General features: G+C 63.6%; 12 protein-coding genes and 1 tRNA gene. 3 read left to right on the forward strand and 10 right to left on the reverse strand.

The genetic code is table 11. The features are described 5' to 3' along the window. Positions 1-48: 48 nt before the first annotated feature. Positions 49-1,137: a substrate-binding domain-containing protein gene (locus RMP09_RS09475; protein ID WP_310565733.1), complete on the reverse strand. Its 1,089-nt coding sequence runs from the start codon at positions 1,135-1,137 to the stop codon at positions 49-51. A 185-nt stretch (positions 1,138-1,322) separates the two neighbouring features. Further along, positions 1,323-2,222: a carbohydrate porin gene (locus RMP09_RS09480; RefSeq protein ID WP_310565734.1), complete on the reverse strand. Its 900-nt coding sequence runs from the start codon at positions 2,220-2,222 to the stop codon at positions 1,323-1,325. A gap of 332 nt (positions 2,223-2,554) precedes the next feature. On the opposite strand from RMP09_RS09480, the gene RMP09_RS09485 reads away from it, so the two are divergent. Beyond that, positions 2,555-2,630, forward strand: a tRNA-Arg gene (locus tag RMP09_RS09485). Next, on the forward strand, positions 2,603-4,747 hold the full coding sequence (locus tag RMP09_RS09490; protein WP_310565735.1) for a site-specific integrase: 2,145 nt from the start codon (positions 2,603-2,605) through the stop codon (positions 4,745-4,747). Before RMP09_RS09485 ends, RMP09_RS09490 begins: the two co-directional genes overlap by 28 nt. A gap of 130 nt (positions 4,748-4,877) precedes the next feature. Here RMP09_RS09490 and RMP09_RS09495 read toward each other — a convergent pair whose 3' ends face one another. The 4 genes from RMP09_RS09495 to RMP09_RS09510 form a co-directional block, all read right to left on the reverse strand. Further along, a complete protein-coding gene (locus tag RMP09_RS09495; protein ID WP_310565736.1) occupies positions 4,878-5,432 on the reverse strand; it encodes a hypothetical protein in 555 nt (184 codons plus the stop codon). Further along, positions 5,429-6,541, reverse strand: coding sequence for a hypothetical protein (locus RMP09_RS09500; protein WP_310565737.1), 1,113 nt, complete (start codon positions 6,539-6,541; stop codon positions 5,429-5,431). Before RMP09_RS09500 ends, RMP09_RS09495 begins: the two co-directional genes overlap by 4 nt. Before the next feature lie 85 nt (positions 6,542-6,626). Next, positions 6,627-6,944: a hypothetical protein gene (locus tag RMP09_RS09505; RefSeq protein ID WP_310565738.1), complete on the reverse strand. Its 318-nt coding sequence runs from the start codon at positions 6,942-6,944 to the stop codon at positions 6,627-6,629. A 193-nt stretch (positions 6,945-7,137) separates the two neighbouring features. After that, entirely contained in the window at positions 7,138-7,605 is a 468-nt protein-coding gene (locus RMP09_RS09510; RefSeq protein ID WP_310565739.1) for a hypothetical protein, read from the reverse strand. A 118-nt stretch (positions 7,606-7,723) separates the two neighbouring features. On the opposite strand from RMP09_RS09510, the gene RMP09_RS09515 reads away from it, so the two are divergent. After that, positions 7,724-8,392 (forward strand): recombinase family protein, encoded by a 669-nt coding sequence (locus RMP09_RS09515; protein ID WP_310565740.1) that lies wholly within the window; start codon positions 7,724-7,726, stop codon positions 8,390-8,392. Between the two features lie 45 nt (positions 8,393-8,437). Here the strand turns inward: RMP09_RS09515 and RMP09_RS09520 are convergent, their stop codons facing one another. The 4 genes from RMP09_RS09520 to RMP09_RS09535 form a co-directional block, all read right to left on the reverse strand. After that, positions 8,438-8,962 carry a hypothetical protein gene (locus RMP09_RS09520; protein WP_310565741.1) on the reverse strand — a complete coding sequence of 175 codons (525 nt, stop codon included), beginning with the start codon at positions 8,960-8,962 and terminating at the stop codon, positions 8,438-8,440. Between the two features lie 1,202 nt (positions 8,963-10,164). After that, positions 10,165-11,679 (reverse strand): amidase, encoded by a 1,515-nt coding sequence (locus tag RMP09_RS09525; RefSeq protein WP_310565742.1) that lies wholly within the window; start codon positions 11,677-11,679, stop codon positions 10,165-10,167. Positions 11,680-11,683: 4 nt separating this feature from the next. Continuing rightward, on the reverse strand, positions 11,684-12,655 hold the full coding sequence (locus RMP09_RS09530; RefSeq protein WP_310565743.1) for a tripartite tricarboxylate transporter substrate binding protein: 972 nt from the start codon (positions 12,653-12,655) through the stop codon (positions 11,684-11,686). Next, positions 12,652-13,314: a TetR/AcrR family transcriptional regulator gene (locus RMP09_RS09535; protein WP_310565744.1), complete on the reverse strand. Its 663-nt coding sequence runs from the start codon at positions 13,312-13,314 to the stop codon at positions 12,652-12,654. The genes RMP09_RS09530 and RMP09_RS09535 overlap by 4 nt, the downstream gene beginning before the upstream one ends. Between the last annotated feature and the right edge of the window lie 120 nt (positions 13,315-13,434).

Genomic DNA, 13,434 nt, shown 5'->3' on the forward strand with positions numbered 1-13,434 from the left:
GGTTTTAGGAACAATCGGGTTACGAATCGGCCGGCGGTCGGCCGGGGCTCAGGCGCTGCTCTCGCGCCGGATCAGCTCGGCGGGCAGCACGATGGCGCGGCGCGGCTGTCCGGCCAGCGCCTCGAACAGCAGGTCCACCAGGGCGCGGCCGGCCTCGGCGGTGGGCTGGCGGATGGTGGAGAGGGTCGGGTGCACGTGTTCGGCCAGTGCGATGTCGTCGTAACCCACCAGCCGCACCTGCGACGGAATGGCGATGCCCCGCTCGTTGAGCGAGCCCATCAGCGAGATCGCGGTCACGTCGCTGGAGGCGAAGATGGCGTCGAACCCCAGTTGCTGGTCCAGCCAGCCATCGATCACCTGCCGGATGCGGGTGTCGCCGAACAGGAAGGACTGCAGCAGGCGCGGGTCCTGCTCGATGCCCGCCTCTTGCAGGGCGCGTGCGTAGCCCTGGTAGCGCTGGCCCGCCTCGGGGTGCGAGATGTCGCCGAAAAACGCGATGCGGCGGCAACCGTGTTCGATCAGGTGCCGCGTGGCCAGGTAGCCGCCCTGGGCGTTGTCGCCGCCGACCACGGGGTACAGCGCATCGGGCAGGTTGGCGCCCCAGACCACCATCGGGAAGCCGTTGCGCGTGAGATCGTTGAGGTAGTCGTGCAGGGTCAGCTGGCCGATCACGATCAGGCCGCCCACCTGGCCGCTCTCCACCAGGTCCGACAGCACATGCTTGCGGTTGTCCTTCAGACGCGTCAGCAGCAGGCTCATGCCGCGCTCGTCCAGCGTGTCGGCCACCGAGCCCAGGATGCTCAGCAGGAACGGGTCCGAGATCATCTGCATGCTGTCGCCCAGGATCACCACGCCAATGGTCTGCACCTCGCGCTTGCGCAGATTGGCGGCGCCCACGTTGACGCGGTAGTTCAACGAGCGTGCCAGCTCGGTGATGCGCACGCGCGTGGCCTCGGGGATCAGCGGACTGCCGCTGAGCGCACGCGAGACCGTGGAGGCCGACACCCCCGCCATGCGCGCGATGTCGGTCATCTGCATGCGGCGTTTGCCGTTGCCGGCGGGGCGTTCGGGGGTTGCGGCAGGGGCTTCGGCGGCGCTGGGCGCGGAGGGCTTCTTCGAGCGGGCGGTGTTGACCATGCAGGGATTATTCCATTGCCTTTTTGGCCCTGCTGTGCTGTGGGCGTCTTGCATGCCAGACGAAAAAAAGCCCGACGCGGTGAAGCGCCGGGCCAACTCTGATCGCCTTGAAAAACACGGGTGGGCCACCCGCGCGGCGCAAGCCGCTGAACGCCCACCCGGTGCGGACCGGTAAGGCGGCCCGGTCAGAACGCGTAGTTGATGCGCACGCGGAAAGCGGTGTCGTTGGACTTGCCGGTTTCCTTGTAGAAGCCCAGGGCCGGGGTGATGGAGGCACCCTTCACGCCCAGCAGCGGGAAGGTGTAGGCCGCGTACACCGAGGTCGACTTGACGTTGGTGGCCTTGTTCTTGCCCTGAATGAAGCCGACGCCGGCATCGCCGAAGGTGGCGTTCAGGCCGAACGCGCTCTTGTCCTGCTTGCTGTTGCTGGCGAAGTTGGCGTTGACGGTGGTGCTGCTGTTGACGGCGTAGCCAGCGGTCAGGCCCAGGCCGGTCGACGAGGCGCCGCCGCCGTCGGTCTTGATCGCTTCGACGCCAGCGCGCACGGTCAGAGCGCCTGCGGCGAACTGGACCACGGGACGCAGGCCGTAGCTTGCGCCTTCAGCCTGCTTCTCGGTCACCAGACCCAGTTCGAAGCGGACCGCCGGCGACGCGTTCACGCCCAGGGCCGCGTGCAGACGTCCATCCGTCTTGCGGCCGCGCAGGGTGTTGCCGTTGTAGCCCACGTTGCCGATGTTGGCGGCCACGTCCTTGCCCAGGGGGAACAGGTCCATCGCTTCGAAGCGGCCGATCTTCAGATCCACGCTGCTGCTGCCGGCCTGGACCCAGGCGTCATCGATGCTCACGCCGCTGCCGGTCAGGCCCACCAGCATGGTGCCGCGTGCCTTGACGAAGTAGTCGCCATTCTTGGCTTCGGCAGCGGCGTTGATTTCGACGCGGCCACCGTTGGTGATGGAGTCTTGGGTGGCGGTTTCTTTGCGGAAGTCGGTGTTGGTTTCGAGGTTGGCGTCGAAGCCGACACCGGCGTGGGCGGCGGCGCTGGCGCACAGGGCGGCCACGGCGGCCAGTTTGAAGATGTGTTGCATGAGGGAGCTCCGAATGTGAGGTGTTGTCAAGAAGGGTCTTTTCCGCTGACCGGTGTGCAAAACGCGGGAACCAAGTCTCGAAAAAGCCATCGAATTGCAACATTTGCGCAAACGTTTGCATTTGGTAGAAACCCTGAAAATGGGCGCCGTAACCAGTACGTAACGCTCAAAATCAAGCCGAATACAACGGCATGGAAAGCCCCAATGGTGCAAAGGTTTGCACAGATGTATTAGAGCTGCCTCTTGCGGCTGTCTCGGGGCGGGGACGTGTCACGGAGCCTGCGGGTGGTCCGGTGTCCGTGTGCGAGAATGCAGAGCTGTTTTTCTGCCGTGCGGCTGTAGCTCAGTGGATAGAGTATTGGCCTCCGAAGCCAAGGGTCGTGGGTTCGATCCCCGCCAGCCGCACCAAACACGTTCAAGCTCTTGTTTTGCAAGGGCTTTTTCGTTTCTGCGTGCCCCTGCTCCATCGCCTTGCTACAAGGGGGCGAGAGATGACCGGTCTTTTTCGGCGTGGTGGCATGTGGTGGGCGCGCCTTGTCGTGCCAGAGCGGCACAGGGCCGCGATTGGACGCCGCGAGTTCATCCAGTCATGCCGGACGCATGAACTTCACATCGCGAAGCTGGTCGCGACGGCGCTGCTGGCCGACTGGCGGCGCCAGCTTCTGGCGGTAGAGTGCGCGCCGATGAACTCCGACGTTTTGAAGCTGATCGACAAAGCCCCGACCCTGTCAGCGGGTGGGTACCTGCCTTTGGATGCCGCGGCCGCGACGATTGGGCTTGGAAGAGCGCAGCTGCTGCGCATTGCCAGCGCCCACAACCTGCAGCTGTGGTGCCGACTGAACCGCGTATCGGGCCACGTCGTGGGGGATGCTGACCTTGAGTGGGACAGTTCGTCATACGGCCCTGCGATGCGCATCATTCCTCAGCCATCGGAGATGCCGGACACGGCCATGAAAACCGAGTTCAGTGGGGTACTCCCCTTGCCTGACTCCATGGCGTGCGCGGGCGCGATCTTGGCCGACGGCCTGGAAGTCCTTGATGTGGTGGTGTTGGCTATGCCCAAAAGCCCCAGTCAGGTGTTCATCCCTGATGAGACGCTTCGCGTTCCTGTTGGGCGCCTTGAAGTGCTGGCGTCGCAGGCGGACGCCGTTCGCCGGCACTTCGCGCGCGGGCTCTCCGAAGAGCAAGTGCAACGGGCCCAAGATGCCGCAAAAGCGCTGGCGGCTGGTGGGGCAGTCCAACCCCTGCCCGGCGGAGAAAAACGCTTCAGCGAGGCCGTGGAGGCTTACTGCAGCGCACCCAATGGGTTGCCTGCGCGGTTGCGGGAGGTTGCGGAGCAGCGTCAGCGCAAGAAGGGGTTGATGCTGTTTGCCGAGTTCATGGGCGATCTCCCGCTGTGTGAGATCGATGCTACGAAGCTCCGCGCCTTCCGGGACGGACCGCTGAGAACGCTCCCCGGCAAGGCGAACAACTTGCCGAAGGAACTGCAGAGGGCAACGATGCCGGAGATCGTTGCGGCGCTTAAAGCGGACGGCAGGGACTGGCCGCTGATGAGCTTGGACATGCAGCAAGAGCGGATGCAGTGGCTCTCACGGCTGTTCGTGTGGTTGAAAGATCGCGCCCAGTGGATCGCGACCAACCCAGCAGCCGCATTGGCGGGCGAGTCCGGTCTATCGAAGGCCGACATGGAGGCTCGCCACCGTGAGGCAGCGAACGCTGAGGATGACGAAGAAGACGGCCAGCGGGTGTTCCAAGCTGACGAGCTGGCACTGATCTTCAGTCAGCCCCACTACCGCACAGGTAACGGCGCGCACATCACGAGGCGGAACGAACGCTGGTATCCGTTTGAATACTGGCTGCCTCTGCTGGGCTTGATGGCTGGGTGTCGGATCAAGGAGGCCGCACAGTTGCATCTTGCAGATGTGCGCGTGCTGGATGGTATCCCGTGCCTGGACATCAACAAGGCTACCCCGGACAAGACGATCAAGAACGATCAGAGCAAGCGCTTCATTCCCCTGCACCCCAAGCTGGTCGAACTCGGCTTCTTGGACTACTGCGAGCGTCTGCGTGCCAGTGGCTACCGTCGGGTGTTTCCTGAACTGACCTATGCGTTGACGCCGGCCAGGTACGCGAAGGAGCCCATCCGCAAGATGTCCGCCATGTTGAAGCGGCTCGGTATGCCCCGCGACAACACCCGTGTGTTCCACAACTTCCGGCACAACTTCAACGGTGCGCTGATGCGTGTCCCGATGTCAGCATTGCCGTATGCCGATGAAGGGCTCAAGAGGCTGATTCGCTTTTCGGTCATGGGGCACGAACTGGGTGAAACCGTCAACGAGCGCCACTACAGCCATGCCGCGATGGGGGAGCGGTATGCGCTGGTGTCGTGTGCGCCGTTTGACTTGCCGCCCATCGCGCGGTTTGACATCGACTTTGCGGTGATCAAGGTTGCCGAAGGCTTGGCCAACAAGGGCGGCGAGCGGCGCGGGCGGGAAGACATGGGGACGTTGAACGCCGTCGCGTAGGTGGGCGGGGTTTCTCTGCCGCGATTTTCAAATTCGCCGCCAAGTTGTTGCGCGCAACCCCATCAGGGGTGCCGCGCGTTCTAGGACTTCGCTGAATCGGTGTGCCATGGCTGCGCCATGGTCACGCCACCTAAGCCCCGATCTCTTCTGAGTCTTTCTGCGTCTTGCGGAGACGCTTGACATCTTCGGCCGACAACTCGCTGATGACCAACTCCGGCAGTTCGCTTTCTGTGACCTCCGCACGCTGATCCATGCGCAGACCGTGGCGCAGCATGTCCGAAGTGTTCTTGATGGCGGTGCTGTATGCCGCAGCGGCACGCATGACCAATACCGCTTCACTGAGCGTGCTGGCTTCCAGCTTCTCGGATGCCTGAATCAGCACTTCGCGCAAGTGCCGCGCGTGTGCCAAGTCGTCGGCGACCAACTTTGCAGCCTCGGTGCGGATGGCTTCATCGGACATCACAAGCCCCATCAGATCGGCTCTGGCGGCGCTCAGCGCTTCGCGCTTCAGCGCCCCCTTCTTAGCCCCGTGTTCGGTGAAGTGACGGTGCAGAGTGCGAACCGGGATGCCCAGCCGTTGGCTGATTGCCAAGGCCGTATAGCCCGCCTCCCTCAGCGCGAGCGCTTCGGCGATCTCGTTCGGGGTCGCGGTTTTCTTTTGTGCCGTCTTGTCCGTCTGGTTCATGTGTCTTCTTCTTCGCCTAGCTGCATTTGCTTCTCGATCTCTATGCGTTCACGCTGCTCTGTATCAAGATAGTTAGAAGCCGCGTTTTGGTCGGGTGGGTCGAAACGGTCGGAAGCCGCGTGGACATTGGCTTCCAGCGGTTCGCCGCCCACTGCATCGGCGGGCATGTGTGCCCGAAAATCCTGATCTGTCCTGGGTGTGGGGCGTGGTGCTTTGGGTGCTTTCCAGCGCCGGTCAAGTCGCCGCAGTTCGTCGCGAACGGTGTCATACAGGTGGGTGTCAGCATCGGTGAATCGCCGGAAGCGCGTCGGTTCGCCTGAATACACACCTGCACGGGTCGGGTGCTGGCGGGGATAGCGCCCCCTGCGACCGTACTGCGTCACGCTCCAGTCCAGCGCCTGCACGATGAACGGGCTGAGGCTGCTGGACAGCTTCCGATAGCGCAGGTGGTCCGCGAGGCGCGTCAAACCGATGTCGGCAAGCGAGAGGCCATCAAGCCCCGCCCCGGTCAGTGTGACCTCATGGCGTGCACTCCAGTCCATCGGGGCCAGCGCCTCGCCGCCATCGTTCGTGCACTTCACGTACAGATGGTGGCGAACGGCGGGGCGTGTGCTCTTGAACGCGTCGGTGAGTTGGTGCCCGTCGGCCAACCTGCGCACGAGAGTTCTCCGGTCGGTTAGCTCGCCCTCGCCCACTGGCTTTGAGCCCCGGCCTGCCTGTTTGTAGAGGTGCCAGTGGTGCGCAGGTGTCACCGTTGCGCGCCTGTACAGGTCTGCCGCTACCTCTGCGAGGGCGTGCCTCGTTGCGCCTGGAATGAAAACATCGAGTGCCACTTCCAGCAAGACCAGCCGGCAGTCTTGCGCACCAATGCTGTCCAGTGATGCGCGCAGGGTGGCGTGGTGCGTGGGGTCTTGGATGGTTGCCCGGAACAGAGCACAGGGCGTGTTTTTCTGATCCGGTGGCAGTTCCGTGCCTGCGTCCGTCAGACCTTCTACGAAGGTTGCCCCCAGCCCCTTGTGCAGTCGCCATGCCTGTGTGCTGTGTGCGGTCCGAAACTCGACCTGAATCCGGTCAATGGACAGCTTGACGCTGCGGGGTTGAGGGGGCATGGGTAGGTAAGTCATCGGTGACTGTGCACGCGAGGCAGCAAGGTAAAGCAGTCGCTCGCCTTACCTTGCTGTCTTGCTTATGCCGTCACGGCGTGTCTGTGGTGATGGTTGCGTGCCCATTGCAGGACGCCACAACCACAAAACGCTCTCCGCTTGGCCCAACGCCGTGTGTCACTGTGGCCCAGCCGAGATTGGTGGACTCTGTGACGTTGCTTTTGGCCAGATAGTCCGCTGCGTCGTCGGCAGTCACCGCGATGGCGCGTTCGATGGACAAGCGGATCGACAAATACTTGACTGGGCGACGCAGCGGCTTGCGACCGCAAGCGATGATCGCCTTGTTTGCTTCTTCCACGACGCGTTCTGCCAAGCGGATGGCCTCAAGGTCGGCCTGTTTTTTTGACATGGTTCTTCCATTTCCTTTTGGGGTGGTGCTGGATAGTCCCCACCAGCACCGTCGGGGTTCATCTGATCTTTGGCACGGTTGCGCCGTGATGGGGAGGGTGTTGGCGTGCCGCGACCGTCTGCGCGACCTGTCACGAAGTCCGTCCATGCGCGCAGCTGCATGCGACGGACCGCGTTTTCCGTGGTGACCTGATTCACTTGGCTGCTTCAACTGCCAGGGTGGCGAAGTGGAGGCCATCGCGCATGTTGTTCTTCACAACAAGAAAGTCATCGCCGGATTCATCGTGGCCGAAGATGATCGTGAAGCCCCCGAAGTCCGATTCGCCGAACACGGTTGCGGTCTTCAGGAAGCTGTCCAGTTGCTGGTCACTGAAGGTGCTGCTGCGCCTTGTCAGTGCGTTCGCTTCTATACGCGCCATGTCTTCAGCGCGGCTGCCAAGGTCAAACTCCGCCAGAACGAGCGTGCGCGCGATTGCTTCGCGAAGAGCCACAGTCATGTTCTCTTCACTGGGAACCGTTGCAAGTGCATCAGAGGACCAATCGCGCCAGTTCTTGCCCTGCATGCCGGCAAGCTTGTCGATCAGCTCCCAGGTTGCGTTATCGAGTCGCACGCTTGTCCTGCGGCCGTCTTTGAGCGGGATTGCTTTTTGTGTGTAGTCCATGCATGGCACTGTAACAGATGCTGTACAAAATGTCAACCAATGTGTGAATGGTTATGTTTTGCGCTATGATGTGTCATATCTAAACGGTCGTCTAGGTTTGACACAAAGGGGGTTTTGGATGAAAGCAGCGGTGGTGTATCGACGGGTGTCCACCTCAGAGCAGGGCCGCAGCGGTCTGGGCTTGGAAGGGCAGGCAGAAGCTGTGCGCCGCTTCTGCGAGGCGGAGGGCTTCGAGATCGCTGCGGACTATGAAGAGGTCGCCAGCGGCAAGCTACCGATAGAGGGGCGGCCCGGATTGGCTGCGGCACTGGACCGCGCGCGCAGACTTAAATGTCCTGTCGTGGTGTCCAAGCTGGACCGGTTGAGCCGCGACGTTGCATTCATCAGTGGCTTGATGGCCAGGGGTGTGCCCTTCATCGTTGCCGAGTTGGGCGCGGACACAGACCCATTCATCCTGCACCTCTTCGCTGCGCTGGCTGAAAAGGAAAGAGCGCTGATCTCTTCAAGGACAAGAGCTGCGCTTAAGGCAAAGAAGGATGCTGGTGCTCAGCTGGGTAATCGAACTAACCTTGACGAGGCTCGCTTGAAGGCTCTCAAAAGTAGGACGAGAGCCGCGAATTTGTTTGCTAGCAGCGTCAATCCGATGATCGTGCAACTCCTGGCGATGGAGGGGAGCATGAATGCGGTTGCTAAGCGTCTAAATGAGCTTCGTTTTCTTACTGTGCGCGGCGGGCAGTGGACGGCTACTGCTGTCGCACGGGTGCTTAGACGTGAGTCGCTCCGCTGAAGGCGCAGCCCATAGTCCGTAGGCTTTTATTGCTGCATGACTTAGTCAGACTACTGTCCGGTCTCTGCGAAGTCTCACCCTGAGCACGTTTTCCGGCACTCTAATTTGCTGAGCAAGGTGGAGTGTTGAATTAACGTCAGGTCGTTGCAGTTGAATTGCCGACTGAGCGCTTTGAAGAATGGGTACCCAGCTGTCAGGAATTAGGTAGTACACCGCTCCCATCCACGCGATTTCGTCCACGATGGTCTGGGGCGCTCGCTGTTGGGAAAGGGAGCCGCCTGCCACTAGATCATCGATCAAGTCGTGAACGAGACCTATTGAGGATGTACTCGTGTGTCCGTCTTCATCCAAGAAGCAGTGCATCAACTCCTTGGCGGCGAAAAATCGTGCGACGCAGTAGTTATTCGTCGTGACAACGATCTCATTCCGAATTCTGCGCTCCCCCGGGAGCCGGTAGCGCTTGAAGTAAGCGAGAACGTACTCGTGTGAATAGCTTGTAGCCCACTTGATTTCAGTGGGTGCTTTTATGTTGGCCGAAGCGAGTAGGCTTAACTTTGCTTCCTCGAACACGGGTATCGGTTGACACTCCGAAGCAGTCTTAGGATTAAGTGGGATGCCGCACGCATCACAGACTCTCCTTTGTATTCCCTCTGCTGTCTCTCGAACGAGCCGAAGATAAAACTCTTGAAGACTGGGTGTCTGGAATTCGTGTTGCTCTGTCATCGCAAAAAAAAGGCGCCCTTAGGCGCCTTATGTGTCTCGTTGAGATCAATGCCCTGTGCTGGCAATGATACTTGCGATTTCCTCTGGGATGCGAGAGGTGGGCTGTGGTGCCGACTTCAAAAAGCCAGCCTCAATAGCTGCCTCGGCAGCGAGAAGCTCGTCTTGAACTGCGTCGCTACAGACGCCTTTGCCCGGCAGGATGGCGAACTTAATGTCTACCAGCCCTTTGTCAAGCTGGCCTTGCAACCATGAATCAAAAGTTATAGCAGTCATAATCAACCTTCCCATTGCGGGGCGAAAAGCCCTCCATTATAACACGAAATTTTGTGTAGTGCGCACTGAGTCACGCGGTGTTGTCGTGACTTGCCCTAAGAACCATTCTTATGGTACGAGACTAGCAAGTCAAGCACTACTTGCAAGTCCATGTGGTTTCTTGGCGTGTACATCGGCAAGAAACTTACATGCCTTAAAGGGTGATCGCCCGCTGCTCTACGAGTTCCGCATAAAGTAGTGGCGTGTGAGCTACACTGGCACAAGTGTGTGCTACATATGCGCTTGCAATGAACGCGATAGAGCAGGGGTCATGTCGTGGGTTCGATCCCCGCCAGCCGCACCAAAATCAATGACTTACGTGGGTTTTTCATGGCCCACGGCATCTCAAAGTCATGCCCTCCGGGCTCCATTTCCCTTCCCATCCGGGCCATACGCGCCCAAAAACCGGCGGTCATGGTCTTGAAGTGGGCGTTTCTGTGGCCCATCCATGGCCCACGCGTGGCCCATCGGTGGGTCCGGTTTTCTCCGTTTTCCCGTTTTGGGACCATCGGCCTCCTGGCCCAGGGTCTGAGCCGCTTGCGGCCACCCTCAGTGGCCCAGCTTCGAACCCGGCTGTTCGATCGTGACGCCCTGACGCGTCCCGACCGGGCGCGCCATGCGCGTCCATCCAGAAAACGCCGGCGCGGCGGCCTGGGCCGTGTTGCGCCCCGGCCGCGAATCCAGGCGCTGGAGCGTCGGCGGCGGGCCGGCCGGCGGGCGTGTTCCGCCGATGCCGTTCAAACCGCGGTGCGCGCGGGGCCGGGCCCTTCGGCGGGGCCGGCCATCAAGGGCGGGTGGGTCACCAGGCTTTGCAGCGAGGGGGTCGGCTGGTTCAGCCGGGCTTCGGGGGGCAGCGGGCGCCCCAGCCCGGGCTGCGCCGCGAAGCAGGCTTCGATGGCGGCGGCCATGCCCAGCAGGCGGTCGTCGGCGCGCAACGGCGCGATCAGTTGCAGGCCGAACGGCATGCCCTGTTCGTCCACCCCGCAGGGCAGTGACAGCGCGGGGTTGGTGGCGAGCGTCACCATGTAGGTCAGGCCCAGCCACTCGTAGTAATTGCGCATGTCCTGGCCGTCGATGCGCTCGGCGTACAGCGCAGTCCAGGGGAAGGGCGAGACAGGTGTGACCGGCGCCACGATCAGGTCCACCTGTTCAAACGCGCGTTCAAAGCGCCGCGCGATGCGGGTCTGTTCCAGGTGCGCCCAGGCGCGGTCGCCGAGGGTGATGGCGTGGGCCATCTCCACGTTGGCGCGCACATTGGGGCCGAGCGACTGCGGGTCGGTGCGGTAGGTGTCGGCGAAGGCGGCCACAAAGCTTTCGGCGCGCAGCACATCGAAGCAGCGGTGGCCGTCGGTGAGGTCCAGCGCCACCGGCTCACACGATCGGGCGTGGCGCGCGAGTGCGGCCACGCGCTGGCGGAAGCTGCGGCGGATGCCCGGGTCCACCGCGCAGACGCCGAAGTCTTCCACCGTGCCGATGCGCAGGCCCGACAGGTCCACCTCCTGCAGCGGCCAGCCCTTGCAGACGCCGGAGACGCTGAGCGGGTCCATGGTGTGGCGGCCCACGCTGGCCGAGAGCATGAGCGCGGTGTCGGCCACCGTGCGGGCCATGGGGCCGAGCACCGAGATGACCGACCAGCCCAGCGGGCGCGCGTCGTTGGCCACCACGCCGGGCGAGGGGCGCAGGCCGACCACGCCGCACAGGGCGGCCGGGATGCGCAGCGAGCCGCCGGTGTCGGAGCCGGTGCACAGCGGCAGCATGTGTGTGGCCAGGGCGGCGGCCGAACCGCCCGACGAACCGCCGGCGTTGAGCAAGGGGTTGAAGGGGTTGCCGGTGGCGCCCCAGACCGGGTTGCGCGTATTGCCGCCGGCGCCCATGTCGGGCACGTTGGTCTTGGCGGTGACGATGGCGCCGGCCGCCTTCAGCCGCGCCACCAGCGCGTTGTCGTGCTGCGGCACGTGGCCGCGCAGGCCCACGTTGCCGCAGGTGGTGAGCAGGCCAGCGGTGTCCTGCAGGTCTTTCACGCCCAGCGGCAGGCCGTGCAGCGGCCCCAGCGGCTCGCCGCGCAGCACCTGCGCCTCGGCGGTGCGGGCGGTGGCGCGGGCGCGCTCGAAGTCGGTGGCGCAGACCGCGTTCACCGCCGGGTTCACCGCTTCGATGCGGGCGATGCAGGCGTCGAGCAGTTCGACCGGCGAGAGGTCTTTGTTGCCGATGCGACGGCGCAGTTCGACCGCGCTCAGGTGGACCAGGGACATGCGTTCACTCCAGCGGGATGTTGGCCTTGTGCACGTAGGCGCGCAGCAGCGGCAGTTCGCGGGCCACGCGGGTGTCGTAGCTGCTGCCGGGTTCGTAGGCCACGTCCACGCCGATCTTCTCCAGTTCGGCCCGGGTCGCCGGGTCGTTGACGGTGTCGGCCAGCGCCTTGCTCAGGGCCGTGCGGGTTGCCTCGGGCAGGCCACGCGGCGCGACGATGGCGATCCAGGGCACCATCTCGTAGCCGGGGACGCCCGATTCGGCGACGGTGGGCACGTCGGGCAACTGCCCGTAGCGGCGTTGCGAGGTCACGGCGAGTGCCTTGACCTTGCCGGCCGCGATCTGCGGCATGGCGGCCACGTTGGTGTCGAACGTCAGCGGGATCTGGCCGCCGATCAGGTCCGTCATGGCCGGGGCGCTGCCCTTGTAGGCCACGTGCACCAGGTTCGCGCCGGCCATGACCTTGAGCATCTCGCCGGCCAGGTGGGCGGTGGTGCCGTTGCCGAACGAGCCGAAGTTCAGGCCATTGGGTTCGCGCTTGGACAGCGCCACCAGTTCCTTGAGGTTGCTCGCCGCCACCTTGGGGTGGGCCAGCAGCACCAGGGGCGAACTGCCGATGGTGCCGATGGATTCGAAGCCCTTCTGCGGGTCGTAGGGCAGGTTGCGCTTGATGGCCGCGTTCACCGTGAAGGTGGTGTTGGACGAGATCAGCAGCGTGTAGCCGTCGGCCGGTGCCTTGGCGACGGCGGTGGCGCCGATGGCGGTGCCGGCACCGGCGCGGTTTTCGACGATCACGGTCTGGCCCAGGCGCTTGCCCAGCGGCTCCATCAGCTTGCGGGCGATGGTGTCGGTGGCGCCACCGGGCGGGTAGGGCACCACCAGGGTGATGATCTTGTCGGGGTAGGCGGCCTGGGCCAGCAGGGGCAGGGCCAGCAGGGCGGCGGCCAGGCCGCGCAGGGTCGGGGAGATCGTTGTCATGGGCGTTTCCTCTTGGGCGTGGTGGGCAGGGGGGTGTGTTCGCAGCGTTGCACCAGCAGGGCGGCCAGTTGGTCCAGCTGGGCCGCCATGGCCGCATCGGCTGGCCCGAACAGGCGCACCAGCCCCATGCCGCGCAGGGTGGACATCACGAGGTCGATCAGGGCCGGGGTGTCGGGCGAGGCCGACAGCTCGGGAAACGCGGTGAGGAAACGCTGGCGCAACTGGTCCTGCTGCGTCTGGCGCAGGCCGGCGATGTAGCGCGTGATGTCGGGGTCGGCACCGCAGCCCATGTAGACCTGCCAGGCCACCAGAAAACGCTCGGGCTCGTAGATGCGCTGCCACAGCAGCTGCAGCGTCTGGCGGGCGCGCTCGGCCAGCGGCAGATCGGCCGCTGGCCAGCCGGGCGCGTTGTAGTCGCTGGCCGCCACCAGCTCGTCCACCACCCGCATCATCAGCACCGCCTTGGTCCCGAAGTGGTGCTGAAAGGCGCCCGGCGTGAGGCCGGCGGCCTTGGCCACCTCAAACACCGACGCGCCCTGGTAACCCTTGTCGCGCACCACCTGGATGGCGGCGCGGATCAGCTGCGCGCGCGTGGCTTCGCTGCGCTCGGCGTGGCGGCCGACCGGCTTGTGGGCGGCCTCAGGGGTGGCTTTGAGCATGTCGAAAGATTACACATTACAGGTGTAATGTGATGACCGGGTTTACCCGGGAAGGAGGCGCCCTGGTGGTGTGCCAGGGGCCCGAAACGGCGCCGGACCAACGAACGGCCGAGCGCCTGG

The organism is Hydrogenophaga sp., assembly GCF_031426985.1.
Classification (GTDB): Bacteria; Pseudomonadota; Gammaproteobacteria; order Burkholderiales; family Burkholderiaceae_C; genus Hydrogenophaga.

Coding starts and splice junctions, on each gene's coding strand:
- RMP09_RS09505 (WP_310565738.1), bottom strand. CDS start 6,944: ATGTCAAAAAAACAGGCCGACCTTGAGGCCATCCGCTTGGCAGAACGC.
- RMP09_RS09530 (WP_310565743.1), bottom strand. CDS start 12,655: ATGACAACGATCTCCCCGACCCTGCGCGGCCTGGCCGCCGCCCTGCTG.
- RMP09_RS09475 (WP_310565733.1), bottom strand. CDS start 1,137: ATGGTCAACACCGCCCGCTCGAAGAAGCCCTCCGCGCCCAGCGCCGCC.
- RMP09_RS09510 (WP_310565739.1), bottom strand. CDS start 7,605: ATGGACTACACACAAAAAGCAATCCCGCTCAAAGACGGCCGCAGGACA.
- RMP09_RS09515 (WP_310565740.1), top strand. CDS start 7,724: ATGAAAGCAGCGGTGGTGTATCGACGGGTGTCCACCTCAGAGCAGGGC.
- RMP09_RS09535 (WP_310565744.1), bottom strand. CDS start 13,314: ATGCTCAAAGCCACCCCTGAGGCCGCCCACAAGCCGGTCGGCCGCCAC.
- RMP09_RS09525 (WP_310565742.1), bottom strand. CDS start 11,679: ATGTCCCTGGTCCACCTGAGCGCGGTCGAACTGCGCCGTCGCATCGGC.
- RMP09_RS09480 (WP_310565734.1), bottom strand. CDS start 2,222: ATGCAACACATCTTCAAACTGGCCGCCGTGGCCGCCCTGTGCGCCAGC.
- RMP09_RS09500 (WP_310565737.1), bottom strand. CDS start 6,541: ATGCCCCCTCAACCCCGCAGCGTCAAGCTGTCCATTGACCGGATTCAG.
- RMP09_RS09495 (WP_310565736.1), bottom strand. CDS start 5,432: ATGAACCAGACGGACAAGACGGCACAAAAGAAAACCGCGACCCCGAAC.